Source organism: Alteromonas sp. MmMcT2-5 (assembly GCF_022348315.1).
Lineage (GTDB): Bacteria > Pseudomonadota > Gammaproteobacteria > Enterobacterales > Alteromonadaceae > Alteromonas > Alteromonas macleodii.
Genome location: NZ_JAKRFB010000002.1, coordinates 165,439 through 178,741 on the forward strand (window position 1 = coordinate 165,439; position 13,303 = coordinate 178,741).

The 13,303-nt window shown below is 46.2% G+C and carries 14 protein-coding genes; 7 read left to right on the forward strand and 7 right to left on the reverse strand.

Annotated features, from left to right (window positions below; all coding sequences use genetic code 11):
* Window positions 1–14: 14 nt before the first annotated feature.
* The gene (locus MHN09_RS02735; protein ID WP_239239004.1) at window positions 15–728 is read right to left on the reverse strand and encodes a ComF family protein; all 714 of its coding nucleotides are present in this window, start codon (window positions 726–728) and stop codon (window positions 15–17) included.
* A gap of 98 nt (window positions 729–826) precedes the next feature.
* Between MHN09_RS02735 and bioH the strand changes: the two genes are divergently transcribed.
* From bioH to MHN09_RS02750, 3 genes are all read left to right on the forward strand, one after another.
* Window positions 827–1,636, forward strand: coding sequence for a pimeloyl-ACP methyl ester esterase BioH (bioH, locus tag MHN09_RS02740; protein ID WP_014980724.1), 810 nt, complete (start codon window positions 827–829; stop codon window positions 1,634–1,636).
* Between the two features lie 177 nt (window positions 1,637–1,813).
* The gene (locus tag MHN09_RS02745; protein ID WP_239239007.1) at window positions 1,814–2,131 is read left to right on the forward strand and encodes a hypothetical protein; all 318 of its coding nucleotides are present in this window, start codon (window positions 1,814–1,816) and stop codon (window positions 2,129–2,131) included.
* A gap of 14 nt (window positions 2,132–2,145) precedes the next feature.
* Complete coding sequence (locus tag MHN09_RS02750; RefSeq protein ID WP_239239010.1) at window positions 2,146–3,072, forward strand: putative metalloprotease CJM1_0395 family protein; 927 nt, start codon at window positions 2,146–2,148, stop codon at window positions 3,070–3,072.
* Between the two features lie 121 nt (window positions 3,073–3,193).
* Here the strand turns inward: MHN09_RS02750 and MHN09_RS02755 are convergent, their stop codons facing one another.
* The 3 genes from MHN09_RS02755 to greB all read right to left on the reverse strand — a co-directional run bounded on the left by MHN09_RS02755 (window position 3,194) and on the right by greB (window position 8,412).
* Window positions 3,194–4,972, reverse strand: coding sequence for a C1 family peptidase (locus MHN09_RS02755; protein ID WP_239239013.1), 1,779 nt, complete (start codon window positions 4,970–4,972; stop codon window positions 3,194–3,196).
* A 427-nt stretch (window positions 4,973–5,399) separates the two neighbouring features.
* Window positions 5,400–7,748, reverse strand: coding sequence for a Tex family protein (locus tag MHN09_RS02760; protein WP_239239016.1), 2,349 nt, complete (start codon window positions 7,746–7,748; stop codon window positions 5,400–5,402).
* 178 nt (window positions 7,749–7,926) lie between these two features.
* Window positions 7,927–8,412: a transcription elongation factor GreB gene (gene greB / locus MHN09_RS02765; RefSeq protein WP_014951337.1), complete on the reverse strand. Its 486-nt coding sequence runs from the start codon at window positions 8,410–8,412 to the stop codon at window positions 7,927–7,929.
* A 174-nt stretch (window positions 8,413–8,586) separates the two neighbouring features.
* Between greB and MHN09_RS02770 the strand changes: the two genes are divergently transcribed.
* A complete protein-coding gene (locus tag MHN09_RS02770; protein ID WP_170826521.1) occupies window positions 8,587–8,856 on the forward strand; it encodes a hypothetical protein in 270 nt (89 codons plus the stop codon).
* A gap of 266 nt (window positions 8,857–9,122) precedes the next feature.
* Here the strand turns inward: MHN09_RS02770 and fkpA are convergent, their stop codons facing one another.
* Window positions 9,123–9,908, reverse strand: a complete 786-nt coding sequence (fkpA, locus tag MHN09_RS02775; protein ID WP_014951335.1) for an FKBP-type peptidyl-prolyl cis-trans isomerase — start codon at window positions 9,906–9,908, stop codon at window positions 9,123–9,125.
* 197 nt (window positions 9,909–10,105) lie between these two features.
* Here fkpA and MHN09_RS02780 point away from each other — a divergent pair, with 197 nt between their 5' ends.
* The 3 genes from MHN09_RS02780 (at window position 10,106) to MHN09_RS02790 (ending at window position 11,738) form a co-directional block, all read left to right on the forward strand.
* On the forward strand, window positions 10,106–11,038 hold the full coding sequence (locus MHN09_RS02780; protein WP_014951334.1) for a hypothetical protein: 933 nt from the start codon (window positions 10,106–10,108) through the stop codon (window positions 11,036–11,038).
* A gap of 9 nt (window positions 11,039–11,047) precedes the next feature.
* Window positions 11,048–11,296: a SlyX family protein gene (locus MHN09_RS02785; RefSeq protein WP_156079025.1), complete on the forward strand. Its 249-nt coding sequence runs from the start codon at window positions 11,048–11,050 to the stop codon at window positions 11,294–11,296.
* Between the two features lie 283 nt (window positions 11,297–11,579).
* On the forward strand, window positions 11,580–11,738 hold the full coding sequence (locus MHN09_RS02790; RefSeq protein WP_012520154.1) for a hypothetical protein: 159 nt from the start codon (window positions 11,580–11,582) through the stop codon (window positions 11,736–11,738).
* A gap of 22 nt (window positions 11,739–11,760) precedes the next feature.
* Here the strand turns inward: MHN09_RS02790 and MHN09_RS02795 are convergent, their stop codons facing one another.
* Window positions 11,761–12,873 (reverse strand): DUF748 domain-containing protein, encoded by a 1,113-nt coding sequence (locus MHN09_RS02795; RefSeq protein ID WP_239239019.1) that lies wholly within the window; start codon window positions 12,871–12,873, stop codon window positions 11,761–11,763.
* Window positions 12,874–13,051: 178 nt separating this feature from the next.
* Window positions 13,052–13,258, reverse strand: coding sequence for a YheV family putative zinc ribbon protein (locus tag MHN09_RS02800; RefSeq protein ID WP_239239022.1), 207 nt, complete (start codon window positions 13,256–13,258; stop codon window positions 13,052–13,054).
* Between the last annotated feature and the right edge of the window lie 45 nt (window positions 13,259–13,303).

A 13,303-nucleotide genomic window follows, 5' to 3' on the forward strand; every position in this document is an offset into this window, starting at 1 on the left:
ACCGCTTCTGATCACTAGGCTTTCTGATACAGACTGCTTTTAGGCGGTGGCGTAAATGCCGCGACCCACACCTGAATGTGTAAATTTGGGTAGCGTTTTTTGAGCCTTTTACTCAATGTATTTACGGTCACGCCGGTGGTGAGAACGTCATCGACAATTGCAACGCTGAAGTTGCTGCCATCTTTATTACCTTGCGCTATTGCTATCTCATCATCGATACACTGCGTCGATAGGCTAAATACACGGCTTGCGTTTTCGGCTCTCGCCATTTTGGATAAGTGATGCTGCACGCTAAAGCCCCGTCGTTTGGCCCACGACTGGTTAACTGGAATATTCAGCTCACTGCTTATGCTTTCACACAGAAGCGTAGCCTGATTGTAGTGCCGTCTAGCAAGTCGCCATGCACTAATTGGCACCGGAAGCAGCACATTGGGCACTGATAAAGTGCACTGTCGCATTTTATGGACAAACCAGTTACTTAATACTTTTCCTGCCGTAAGGGAATGCGTAAACTTTAACTGGTGAACCAGCGATGACATTGGCCACGTATGAAGTCCCAAAACGCGTAACGCGTCATAGTGGCTATGCTTGACGTGGCCTGCCACAGGGCCATATTGAAGTAAATTACTTCCGTGCAACGTGGCATCGAAAAAAAATATGTCATCTTCACACCAGTGACATACTGGCGTAGGACTTGCCTGATAACATAGCAAGCATGAAAGGTTCATAGTGTTGATTCCATCAACTTCCTTGAATTGTCGAACGTCGACCTGTTTTCATTATTTCGTGTTGCCTCAAAAACACGTGACTGCCTAAGGAGGTGTAAATGGAAAGTTTGCATACAAACGGCGAGCTTGTCACCCGTACTCAGGGTACAGGCGTAGATGTGGTATTTCTTCATGGTTGGGGTATGAACAGCGGAGCGTTCACATCCTTTATTCCTTATTTAAGCGATAATTTTCGCGTCACCACCATAGATCTTCCTGGGTTTGGGGAAAATGCAGAGTTCGTCCCGTCACCGTATAACGTGGAAACATTGGCTCAATCCATTGTGAACCAACTGCCAGACCAGTGTGTGTTGGTTGGGTGGTCATTAGGTGGACTAGTTGCGCAAAAGTTAGCGCTGTTAGCACCAGAAAAACTTACCGGACTGGTAACGATTGCTTCAACACCTCGATTTATAGCAGGGCCTTGTTGGCCGGGTATTGCTGCCGATTTACTTTCAATGTTCGAGACTCAGCTTGAAAAGAACTATCAGAAAACACTGGAACGTTTTTTGGCAATTCAAGCGATGGGCAGCGAAACGGCAAAGCAGGATATTAAGGCGATCAGAGAACAGGTAACCCAATTCCCAGATCCCGCCGAGGAAGCGCTTAAGAAAGGTTTACGCATATTGTCTACTGAAGACATGCGTCAAGACGTGGGGCGAATAACTACACCCACGTTACGATTGTATGGCAGGTTAGATAGTCTAGTGCCGACCAGCGGAATAGATCGTATATGTGAGCTACATCCGCAGGCCGATACCGTTGTTCTGCCTCATGCGTCGCATGCGCCGTTTATTTCACATCCTCAGCAAACTGCCGACATTTTATTTCGCTTTGCCGCTGGCGTTTACCAGCAAAAGGCGTCTTAATAAAGCGATGACATGAAGCTTCAAACCACGGCTTGCCGATAGTTTGAAGCTTTTCTTATCCTTGACAGCCTAATAAAAATCTTCTGCTTACAATAAGTTAATGACAGGGTGTAATACATGTCTTTCCATTTGTGTGAAATTGGTTAATAATTGCACATGAGAGGTTAGGGGTAGTGTATGACAAGTATTGATGGTTTAGGTGCAGGCTCTGCATTTGCAGCGGCTCAATATGGTTTACAAAATGCCAGCGACGGAATTTCGCAGGCAGCATCAAATATTGCTCAGCGAACTGCTGAGGATGCGGTAGCACCCGCTCAACCTATTGCGACCAATACCGACACAATAAACACGTCATCGAATTCAACGTCTACCTCCACGCGTCTCACTGACGACTTAATCGCGCTCAATGTAAACGAACGTAATGCCCAAGTCTCTGCCAAAGTATTAGGTGTTGCCGATGAGATGCTTGGTACCATCATAGACGTGCTTGCGTAGGTGGAACAGTTACGGTGAATATCGTTACACCAATCCTTAACGCCATTGCTTATCCCACGGCGAACATAAATACAGAGTCTGCACGTAGAGATAACGTGCAGCGTGAAACTATTCCCCAAGCGTCAGATTCCCAGCAAGGGGCTTCTCAAAAAGGCTTGGGGTCAGAAGCCGATAAAGCGAAGAGCCCCGGCCAGCCGCCAGCGCCGGTTACTTACGAACGCCCTCAGGTACAAACAGAACTTCAAGCTGCCTTTCAAAACGTATTTGGGCAACAGAAAGATAATGCGCAAGATGAGAGTGCAGGCAAGCAGGGCGCGCAAGACAGGCAACAAGAACAGCAAGAGAAACAAGACGCTGCTGAAATTGAGCAGTTAAAAGCCCGCGATCAGGAAGTAAGGGTTCACGAGCAAGCGCATGCTTCAACAGGCGGTCAGTACGCCGGTGCTCCGCAATATGAATACACTACAGGCCCTGACAATAAACGCTATGTGACCGATGGCGAAGTGTCGATTGATGTCTCAGAAGAAAAAACGCCTGAAGAAACGCTGAAAAAAATGGAGCAAGTGCGCGCAGCCGCCCTCGCACCAGCTGAACCTTCATCACAAGATTTAAAAGTGGCTGCAGAGGCTTCTCAAAAAGCCACAGAGGCCCGTAGCGAGATTGCCAAAGGCCAAACAGAAACGGCTTCAGCAGGTTCTACCTCAGCACAAAGCAATGGCATTGTTGCAGACACTGGGGCAGCCGTGCAGCCCGATACAAATATAGGCACCGCAACCGATTCTATTGCGGATATGGTGTTAGATAATCAATCTTCATCAGCAGACACACAAGGCTTTCAGGCATATGAGTCTAATGTGATGCAAACACGAATTGGCCGCATTCAAAATGCTTATTTGCAAGCTTACACCCCCTCTAGAGAAGGTTTATCGCTTCAAGCATGATAACGTGCAATTAACGCTAGCTGCTTAACATTGCACGAACGATTTAGCCCGTCATAGCTAAGGGCTAAATCGCGAAAAAAGTACTTTCACTTCCCTTGCATTGCCTTCAAACCAGCAGGCCCTAATAATCCAGTATTGCCTTTGTAAACGGATATTTAGGTGAGCCGCCAGTGATGTCTGAAAGTACCGAGTTCATGGTATCTACGTCGCTATCGAAGCCACCATGGGACGTGGCGGCGGTGGCATCACCTACTTTCCCCTCACTGTACTTAAACGTCACGTTAGGCAGCGGCTGATTAAACACAGCCATACCTAACAAGGGCATCTCTGGTTTGGATTCAAACGCATTTGATACTAAATAGAGCAACGACTTCTGGTAAATACGCGCCACGTGGTCATCTTTTTCCAACGCTTCAGATAAGTTGTAAACCGTGGTCGATTCAATGTGTTTCCCTTCTATAAGCGCAGAGAGCTTTTCGTTGAACAAGGGGTAGCTAATGGCTGGAGCCAGTAAATGCAGACTCTTAATCGTTATGTTTTCATCAACTTTACACAGCCTAGATAGGCTGTGTGCATGAAAAATAGAGCCAGCAGAATGCCCTACAACATGCAGCTTAATATCTGAATTGTCTTTCAAGTAGGCGGCCAATTGCGTTAGAAAATACGTACCATCTGATGTGGTACGGGTAAAAGGCGTGCAAGCGTCTGATTTCATTTCTCGCCACAGTGCGCCGCCTACTTTACGTGTTGCCCATTCTAGTATGCGGTCAGTGTAGTCAGTGAAGGCTCCAACTTTGTTGCTAATCTCTTTATTCTTAAAGCCCAGAATATCTTTGAGTTCTTCTAGCATACCCGTGTCGTACATGAAGTGAATTGGGTAAATATCGTTTTTAAGAAAGGTGTCTTTCATGGCAGCAATGCGTTTAGCCGAAGCTTTTATGCTATTTAAGCCGCCGTGTGCATATAGCATTACATGGCGATGGTTACTTTCGGAAAGTTTTTCAATAATGGCATCGACGTGGTTTTTATTGCTCCAATATTTACTTTTGGTATCAAAGTGTCCGTCGTCGAAATGAACGAAGTGATCTTGAATGCTCACCCGTGGTGTGGAGCGAGAAAACAAACCCTGTGCAATAGAGCGCGTAGCCTGATGGTAAGTTCCTGTGCCGGAGATAGGAAGTGCGAGTTGAACAACCCACGCATCCATAACGTTTAACGCCCAGTCATCGTAACGCCAAAGTGCCAGTCCTGACTTCTTCCAATCCGTCCCCCAGGAGTTTTGGATCCAGAACCCTTCATCGTTATAGCCAACAATGGCAAACGCATGGCCACCCATGGGTTCAGGCCTTAGGCTTATTACATCACCTTCGCTATCTTTCCAGCCTTCATGAATTCTGGCAGAAACAAAGATTACGCCCACTTCGTTAAGCGCCGCATGAAAATCGCTAATTTCTCGTTCAATACGGTAGTACGCACCTAGCCTGTGATTGCTTGCATTGTTAGCAATAGCTAGGGTCATTTCAAATTCGTTGCTGTGCTTAATATCTTCAGTTAGTGACTCGTTACATACGCCACTGTTGTACCACCCCTTAATTGCACCGCGGCAGCTAGAGCCTTCATACGCTTCACCTAACCACTCATCATGACGTTTAGCCATGGCATAAAGCATCCACGGGCTAACAGTATGTTTTCGGCCTTGCTGACGGTAAATGAAATTAATGGTAGCGGCCAATGCAAAGCCGGTACACGCTCCATCTTTACCTTGGTCTAAAATAACCAAATTGCCTGGCGGGTCGATAAAAGGCTTAAGTGGAGTAAGATTCGGTTGGTAATAACGATCCCGAAGGTCGGGGTAATCGGCGCTGACATTCAGCATGTTTTTTGAGACAGGCGAGTTCATAAAATCATCCTTTGATGAGGGCAGATAATCTTTGCTGTACAGTTGGATGATTACGCTCGTACACCAAAGGTTAGTGGCCCTTAGCTCATTATGGTTGTCCGAAAGTGCTGCCTAGAAAAAGGCTGTGGTCAAATGAGCAACATTACCTTCGTTAAACGTTAAGGCTCTAAAAGCATGTCAACGGCCTTGCTAAACGCTACCAATATACGAACTTCGGTTTCGGTGTGACCTACACCTCTTCATTATTTCGGTATTCTCTATTTTGGTGCTTTTGGTTAAAGAGTTTTTGGGCACATAAAATTTCTATGCGCCCGAACTAATGTACCACAATCTAATGTAGCAAAAACGGCAGGCTAAATGGAAGCGTGATACAAAAAGGGCCTGTCAGTGACAGGCCCTCTATAAGCAACAGTAAATTCGCTACTGTTTACTTTTTTGCTTTAGCAAATGCATCAGCAAAGGCGTTGCCCATGGCGCTGTTTTGAGGCTGGCTGTTGCGATTGCCGCCACCCTGATTTGAACGAGGGTTTGCTTTTGCGTTAGCACGCCCAGCCCCTTTACTTTGTGGTTTTCCTGCTGCTGGTTTACCGCCTGCATTATTGCTTTGACTCGGTGTATCGTCTAAGCGCATGGTGAAGGAGATACGCTTGCGAGGTACGTCAACTTCAAGCACTTTTACTTTGACGATATCGCCTGCTTTAACTACCTCGCGTGGGTCTGAGATAAACTTGTTAGTCAGTGCTGAAATATGCACCAGTCCATCCTGATGTACGCCTACATCAACGAACGCGCCAAAATTGGCTACGTTGCTAACCACACCCTCTAAAATCATGCCTGGTTTAAGATCGTTAATGGTTTCAACGCCTTCTTTAAACGCGGCAGTTTTAAACTCTGGACGAGGATCGCGGCCTGGTTTATCCAGCTCTTTTAGAATGTCTTTAACCGTTGGCAAACCGAATGCGTCGCTGGTAAAGGTGTCTGGCGACAGGCTTTTTAGCAGCTCGGTATTGCCGATGATGTCATTAACCGCAACAGCGGTCGTATCTACAATTTTATCTACCACTGGGTACGCTTCGGGGTGAACCGCAGAGGCATCAAGTGGGTTTGTGCCGTTTACAATGCGAAGGAAGCCTGCCGCTTGCTCAAAGGCTTTAGGCCCTAAACGTTCGACTTTCAATAGCGCTTTACGGTCTGGGAAAGCACCATTGATGTCTCTGAAATTAACAATGTTATGCGCTAGGGTTTTATTTAAGCCCGATACATAGCTCAAAAGCGCGGGCGATGCAGTGTTTAAGTCAACGCCAACGGCGTTTACACAGTCTTCAATAACACGGTCTAGCGACTTGCCTAACTGGCTTTGGCTTACGTCATGCTGATATTGGCCTACACCAATAGCTTTAGGCTCAATTTTAACCAGCTCTGCCAGCGGGTCTTGCAAGCGTCGAGCGATAGACACTGCGCCGCGGATTGACACGTCAAGGTCAGGCAATTCTTTTGAAGCAAGCTCAGAGGCTGAATACACCGATGCACCCGCTTCACTGACCATAATTTTTTGTGCAGTAAGCTCGCTGTTGTTCTTGAGCATTTCGCCAACAAGTTTGTCGGTTTCGCGCGAGCCAGTACCGTTGCCAATGCTGATTAAATCTACTTTGTATTGCTTGCACAACGTGGTGAGCGTGCGAATAGATTTATCCCACTGGTTTTGTGGCGCATGCGGGAATATGGTGTTGGTTGCGACCACTTTTCCTGTGCTGTCTACGACCGCTACCTTAACGCCGGTTCTCAAACCTGGATCTAAACCCATAGTGGTTTTTGCACCTGCAGGTGCAGCCATCAACAGGTCGTTTAAGTTTTTAGCAAATACCTCAATGGCTTCCTCTTCAGCGCGCTCACGAAGGGCGCTGAATAGCTCAGTTTCCATGTGTAAACCAATTTTGATTTTCCACGTCCACTGTACAACTTGAGCTAAGAAGTCATCTGCACTACGGCCGCGGTGCATAATATCGTAATGGCTGGCAATAATATGTTCGCAATGCGATGGGCCGTTGTCTTCTGACTGCGGGTCTGCATCTAGCTGAATGTGTAGCATGCCTTCGTTGCGGCCTCTAAACATCGCCAGCGCGCGGTGAGATGGTACGTTTTTGTACTTTTCACTGTGTTCGAAATAGTCTTTATATTTGGCGGCTTCTTGCTCTTTACCTGATACAACCGTGCTTTTTACATAAGCATTTTCAGTTAAGTACTTGCGCACTTTTGCCAGCAGTGTAGCGTCTTCGGCGAAGCGCTCCATTAAGATATAGCGGGCGCCTTCTAATGCTGCTTTAGTATCAGCAATGCCACTATCTGCGTTAACGTATTCGCTTGCTGCACTTTCAGCATCGGTATCTGGGGTAGAGAATAAGGTATCAGCGAGAGGTTCAAGGCCTGCTTCAATCGCTATTTGGCCTTTAGTGCGTCGGCGAGGCTTGTACGGTAAGTACAAATCTTCCAAGGTAGTTTTGCTGTCAGCACTGGTGATACTGCTTTTAAGCTCGTCGGTTAGTTTGCCCTGTTCCTCGATAGATTTAAGGATTACATCGCGGCGCTCTTCAAGCTCTCGCAGGTAGGTTAAGCGCTGCTCCAAGGTACGCAGCTGTGTGTCATCAAGGCCTTGTGTCACTTCTTTTCGGTAGCGCGCGATAAAAGGTACGGTAGACCCTTCATCAAGAAGTTTAACAGCGGCAGTTACTTGCGAAGGTTGAACGCTAAGTTCATCTGCAATTTTATTGATAATCATAAGTCGCTCTAAGATACTAAAAATTCGCGTCAGGCAATGGCGAATAAACGGTGTGTGAAAGGCTTATATACACAGCGTCGGTAGTGAAAATAGGAGCGGTGAGTATATCACCGCGGTGTAGGGGAAGTCGTCTGATCATTGTGTTACAAATGGGTGATTAAATAGGGCATATTAGTGCTCACAGTTTGTCTGTTGCGTCGTACCAAATACGGTTTATCCACCACTCTTTCGTGCCCGTTTCGGTTTTTACAACAAACTCATCGTCTTCTTCTTTGCCAAGCAGCGCTCGCGCCATCGGAGAGTCGATAGAAATGTAATCCTTTCGGCCGAAAATTTCGTCGTAGCCCACGAGCCTAAGTTCCATCACCTTGCCCGCTTCGTTTTCAATTTCAACCCAGGCACCAAAGAAGACCTTACCCTCTTGCTGTGAATCGTAGTCCACAACCTTTAGGTTTTCCAAGCACTTGCGAAGGTAGCGTACGCGGCGATCAATTTCCCGTAACTTCTTCTTATTGTACTGGTAGTCGGCATTCTCGCTTCTGTCACCAAGGCTCGCTGCCCAGGTTACCTTGCGAGTAATTTCAGGTCGTTCTTCACGCCACAAGAAATCCAGTTCTTGTTTAAGCTTTAAGTAGCCCTTTCGAGTGATAAGCGGTGTTTTCACAATGTCCTATAAATAATCCAGCTAATTACCCCTACTTTATGTGGGTAATAAGGCAAAACGCAATCTTTCTGTACGTCAAAAAGTGACAAAAGAGCCAGATTGAATAATTATTGAACATAAACCTTTCGTTTAGTGTCGTAGTATAAATAATAGTCAAACCATTAGGGGAAATGAATGCGTAACAGGATACCAATGTTGAACCGTCGAAGGTCGGGGAACGATCCGTTCCAAACCAGCGGTACTATCATCGGTTTTATGCTGTTTTTAAGTGGCGCGCTGTTATTGTTGTATGCCTTGCTTGATATCGTTGTTCGCTTAAATAGTATGCAAACCGTGATATATCTTATTTTAGGTTGTGCTATGTATAAGGTGGGTCAGTCTCTGTTAAATCATTTTGCTACGTTTAAGGTACACACAGAAAGACGGCGCGCCCCTCAGCGTTAAAACCTTTTGTTTTAAGCACCAAGTTTTAAGGCGAAATTGTTCCAAAAAGGCTTGGAATAGACCGTGAAATTTGGTCGATTTAGACTAAGCTTATCAGTGTAATTCGAGGCACCAAGCATATTGAATAACCCACTTTACTATTTGGGTACGCGCGTGGTGAAAACCCACTGGCTCGTAGGGAAAAGGTAAGCAAGGATCACGCTGACTCACTAAAACAAAAAAGCCGACGCTATGCGTCGGCTTTCTCTTTTTCTTAAAGCACTAACTTATTCCGTTGGCGCTTCTGCTTCAGGCTTGACCACTTCTAGCAACTCAACGTCAAAGATAAGCGTCGAGTTTGGCGTGATTGCGCCAGTAGAACGCGCACCATAAGCAAGTTCAGATGGGATATGGAAGCGATACTTTGCGCCTTCTTTCATCAATTGAACGCCTTCAGTCCAACCAGAAATAACGCGATTAAGTGGAAACTCTGCTGGCTCGCCACGCTTGTAAGATGAGTCGAACTCTGTGCCATCTAGCAAGGTGCCACGGTAGTGAACTTTAACCATGTCAGTCGCTTCTGGGCTTGCACCCTCGCCTTCTTCAAGTACTTCGTACTGAAGACCAGACTCGGTAGTTACCACGCCTTCTTTCTTACCGTTTTCTTCTAGGTAAGCTAGGCCTGCTTCAATATTTTTTTCAGCGGCTTGTTCCGCCATTTCTTGCTGCTTAGCGCGAAGTACTTCTTCGCCTTGTTGAGCGATTTGCTGAATCTGCTCTGGCGTAAACTTAAGGGTGTCGTTTAGACCGTCTTTAAAGCCTTGTTGTAGCGCATCTTGGTCTAATGTTAAACCCAGTTGCTCTTGTTGTTCGGCACGGTTGCTAACGAACAAACCCATGCTTGCGCCCATGGCGTAAGCTTGCTTTTGCGTATCTGTCATTTCTTCTGCTGAAACAGAAGTTGTTTTTGCACTATCAGCGCTTGTAGAAGCGGCCTCATCAGATGTATTTGGCTGGCAAGCGAAAAGGCCTAGCGCAGCGATAGTAGATAAGGCAACGAGCGACTTCTGCATAAAAACGTCTCCATAAATTTTTATCATCATGCGTCTATGTCTATACTGCTGCATCCAAGGCAGTGTGCACGATAGTTAAAGATGCGTGATCCATGCTATGTTAAACCTAGCGTTTACAAAGCGAAACCCATTTGATTATGTTTAGGCCTCAAATGTTCCATAGAATAGCGTTACTCATCGTACTTATAGGTAATTCCATGGGATGCTCTGTCCCTGATACTACGCCAATACAGCAGTGGCGTCATGTAGAAGAAGGCGCCTATGCCGCAGATATTTCTACCGACGGCACGTTAGCGGTGGTTTCTGGCGTGAATAATGGGGTAAACGTATGGCGAATTGGACAAAGTGATCCCCTTTATCACTGGAGCCACCAAGGTGAAGGTGACAACCTGGTCATGTCAGTGCACATTAGCGCCGACAAAAGCTATGTTGTGACCGCTGACCGAGAGGCGTTTGCCTTATGGAGTCTGGAGACCGGCGAGCCTGAAGGTTTTTGGCGCATTGACGAGTCATCAATTAGAGATGTGGTGGTTACCAATAATGGTAACGGCATATTGGTGGCGCGCTCAAATGGCAAAGTTATGTACTTTGAACCTCGTACTTCGCGTCGACTGGAGTTTTTAGGGCATCAAGAAAAGGTTAACTCCATTGATATTTCCCCTAACGGTAAGTTCGCATTGACGGGGGGCAACGATTACATAGCGTATTTATGGAGCACTGACACTGGGCAAATAATTCATACATTCACCCACCCCACGCGAGTAACAAAAGTAGCGCTTGATGATGAAGGCCGCTTTGCTTTTACTGCGGACAGCCAGAGCAAGTCGCAAGTGTGGAATGTGCAAACCGGGCAGCCTGTGGCATCCCTCAAATATGCAGCGCGTCAGAAAATCTTCACAGACGTTGAGTTTTCCAAAGATGGTCAGTTTTTACTAACAGGCTCTCCCGCCAGAAAAGTATACCTGTGGGATTTGAAAACTGGCGAGCAAGTGCAGTCCATACAGGTTGCATCACGAGAGTCAGTTTCACCACCAACCGCAGTTGTGTATGGCGTCGCCTTCCTCCCCAATGATAATATATTGTCCATAAGCAGTAGTGGCCTTGCCGAAGAATGGCAACGAGAGAGATAGAGAATTTACATGACAGAGAAAAGCGCTGAGCATCTACAACAGCAAATAGATAGCGCGAATAGCTATATCGAAGAGCTTCAAACTAAAGTTGCGTTTCAGGAGCACACCATTGAGGCGCTAAACGATGCGCTGTCTTCGCAACAAAAGCAGCTTGACGATTTAGCCTTTAAAGTACGCCATGTCGTTGACCGCGTTAAGTCTATCGAGCCGTCTAATATTGCTAAGCAGTCAGAAGAAACCCCGCCTCCGCATTACTAGAATAATTGAAGCGCACTAATAATTGCAGCGCGGTATTCATTTGGATCACGTCCATTGGCGATGACACTTATTGCGGGGCGCTCATCGTGGGAAGAGGCCTGTGAAGACATCAAAGGCGCTTCGTTGATGTGCAGTAGTGTTGAAAAAACATCACGCTAGTTCATCTTGTTATGAGTTAGGCGAAGTCTTCATTTAGCCAGGATATACATTTGAATTACACTTGCGCCCCGATACAAAGGCTTCAGCAAAAAGAAGCCTTTTTTACTATTTAAGAGAGTGAGTTATGAGCGATTTTGATATGGATGCGTTTGATAGCATCGATTTTGACTCTGTTGAGCAGTCAGTAGCAGAGAAACAGGCTGAAAAAGACAAGCAAGAGAGTCAAGAGATTGAAGGTATGCGCGACGGCGCCAACGACTGTGGCGATAGCTGTACTATTTAAGCGCGCTCAGCGGCGAGGGCTCTTAATTTTCAGAGCCTTCCGGCGCTTTCAACTTATCCAGCTCGAGTCTATCCAACTCTATACTTTTCTCCACATCGCCGTTAAAAGCTTCGATAAATGCATTTTTTAAAATCGCGGTAAATGCCTCCCATGTTTGGGTGTCAGGGCTTGATAAATCGCCTTCAACAGGAATGCGTGTGGCAATTTGGTCTTCGCTTTGATTTTCAAACAGTTCGGTGACAAACGCGGAAATGGCTTCGATACTGCCTTCAATAAAACCATCGCCGTCACGTTCAATGTCACCCTTCCAAGAAAATACCTCCACATTATGCAAAATGGGTTTGATATAGCCTTTTACTTTCCCTTCATTAGACGCCACTTCAGCCGCAAGTGTGAGGGTGCCGGCTTCCAGATCAAACGGTGCGTAGGTATCAAGCAGGTTCTTAAAGTTCACTAGTCCAACGTTGTCAGCTTGAATATCAACGTCAAATGTGGGGGCTGTTGTTGCGGGGTTGAGTTTAGCGTTTAAGGATATCGTGCCCTGCTGTGCCGTTTGTCCTTGCGCTTTGGCCGTGGCTACACGTGAGTCTGACAAGTTATCGCTATTCACCAAGTTATTCACTTCAAGCTGAATATCATGAAGCGCAATGTCGATAGCCGGAGAAGTATCGGGGTTGTGGAAAGCGACTTTTCCTTGGTTAATAGTTAGCTTGTCGATGCGTAACGGGAAGAGTTGGTCGGCGATAGATAACCAGTTTTCATCCTTACCAGACTGGCTTCTCTCCTCCGTGTTGCCGTCTACAAAATTAATCTCGGGGGAATTAACAATGACTTTTCCCACCGCTGCACCTTTGAAAAGCTGTGACCATGAAAGCGTAAACTCCACATAGTCAGCTTTAAATAGCGGTCTATCTACTTGCCCGTTCGCCTTATAAAGCAAAACATGTTCTAAACTGTATGCGCCGCGCCATAGCATTAAATCTACATCGCCCACGCGGCCGTTATACGCTTTTGACTGACTCAGCGTCGTGTTGATGTATGACGCTGCGGCGTAAGGCAAGTAAAGTCTTATGGCAATAAGCGTAAGCAACAAGGCTATAAGGACATAGCAGACACGTTTTTTAGCATGTTTCATATTTCACTCCTTTGCGAAGGAAATACAAAAATTATGCCTGAGCGACCTCTTTCGTTAGGTAACGAGGATACCCAGCGTTGGCGTGGCATGAAGAGACGTTTGCAAAAAGCCTGAGCACAGCGTTGTAAGGTGTTACACAGGCTTAACGGTAAGATTTACTGAGACGTGGGTAGGAATGTTAGTGCGGTTTAAAGATGCCAATCACATTTTCGTTTGCGCGTGTGGCGGCACTCACCTTTTCATCAGTTTGCGCTTCATTGTATCCACACGCAACGCACTCCAACTTTTCTACGTTATTTTCAAAATATAACGAAATCGTATCTAGCTCTTGGCATTTTGGGCACGTAGCCCCTGCAACAAAGCGGCGTTTTACACGTTTTGACATACATACACCTTTGGAGAATTTCGCGATTATTATACCTTGAAATGG

Coding starts and splice junctions, on each gene's coding strand:
- MHN09_RS02760 (WP_239239016.1), bottom strand. CDS start 7,748: ATGATTATCAATAAAATTGCAGATGAACTTAGCGTTCAACCTTCGCAA.
- MHN09_RS02770 (WP_170826521.1), top strand. CDS start 8,587: ATGCGTAACAGGATACCAATGTTGAACCGTCGAAGGTCGGGGAACGAT.
- MHN09_RS02790 (WP_012520154.1), top strand. CDS start 11,580: ATGAGCGATTTTGATATGGATGCGTTTGATAGCATCGATTTTGACTCT.
- MHN09_RS02780 (WP_014951334.1), top strand. CDS start 10,106: ATGGGATGCTCTGTCCCTGATACTACGCCAATACAGCAGTGGCGTCAT.
- bioH (WP_014980724.1), top strand. CDS start 827: ATGGAAAGTTTGCATACAAACGGCGAGCTTGTCACCCGTACTCAGGGT.
- MHN09_RS02800 (WP_239239022.1), bottom strand. CDS start 13,258: ATGTCAAAACGTGTAAAACGCCGCTTTGTTGCAGGGGCTACGTGCCCA.
- MHN09_RS02795 (WP_239239019.1), bottom strand. CDS start 12,873: ATGAAACATGCTAAAAAACGTGTCTGCTATGTCCTTATAGCCTTGTTG.
- MHN09_RS02735 (WP_239239004.1), bottom strand. CDS start 728: ATGAACCTTTCATGCTTGCTATGTTATCAGGCAAGTCCTACGCCAGTA.
- MHN09_RS02745 (WP_239239007.1), top strand. CDS start 1,814: ATGACAAGTATTGATGGTTTAGGTGCAGGCTCTGCATTTGCAGCGGCT.
- MHN09_RS02755 (WP_239239013.1), bottom strand. CDS start 4,972: ATGAACTCGCCTGTCTCAAAAAACATGCTGAATGTCAGCGCCGATTAC.
- MHN09_RS02785 (WP_156079025.1), top strand. CDS start 11,048: ATGACAGAGAAAAGCGCTGAGCATCTACAACAGCAAATAGATAGCGCG.
- fkpA (WP_014951335.1), bottom strand. CDS start 9,908: ATGCAGAAGTCGCTCGTTGCCTTATCTACTATCGCTGCGCTAGGCCTT.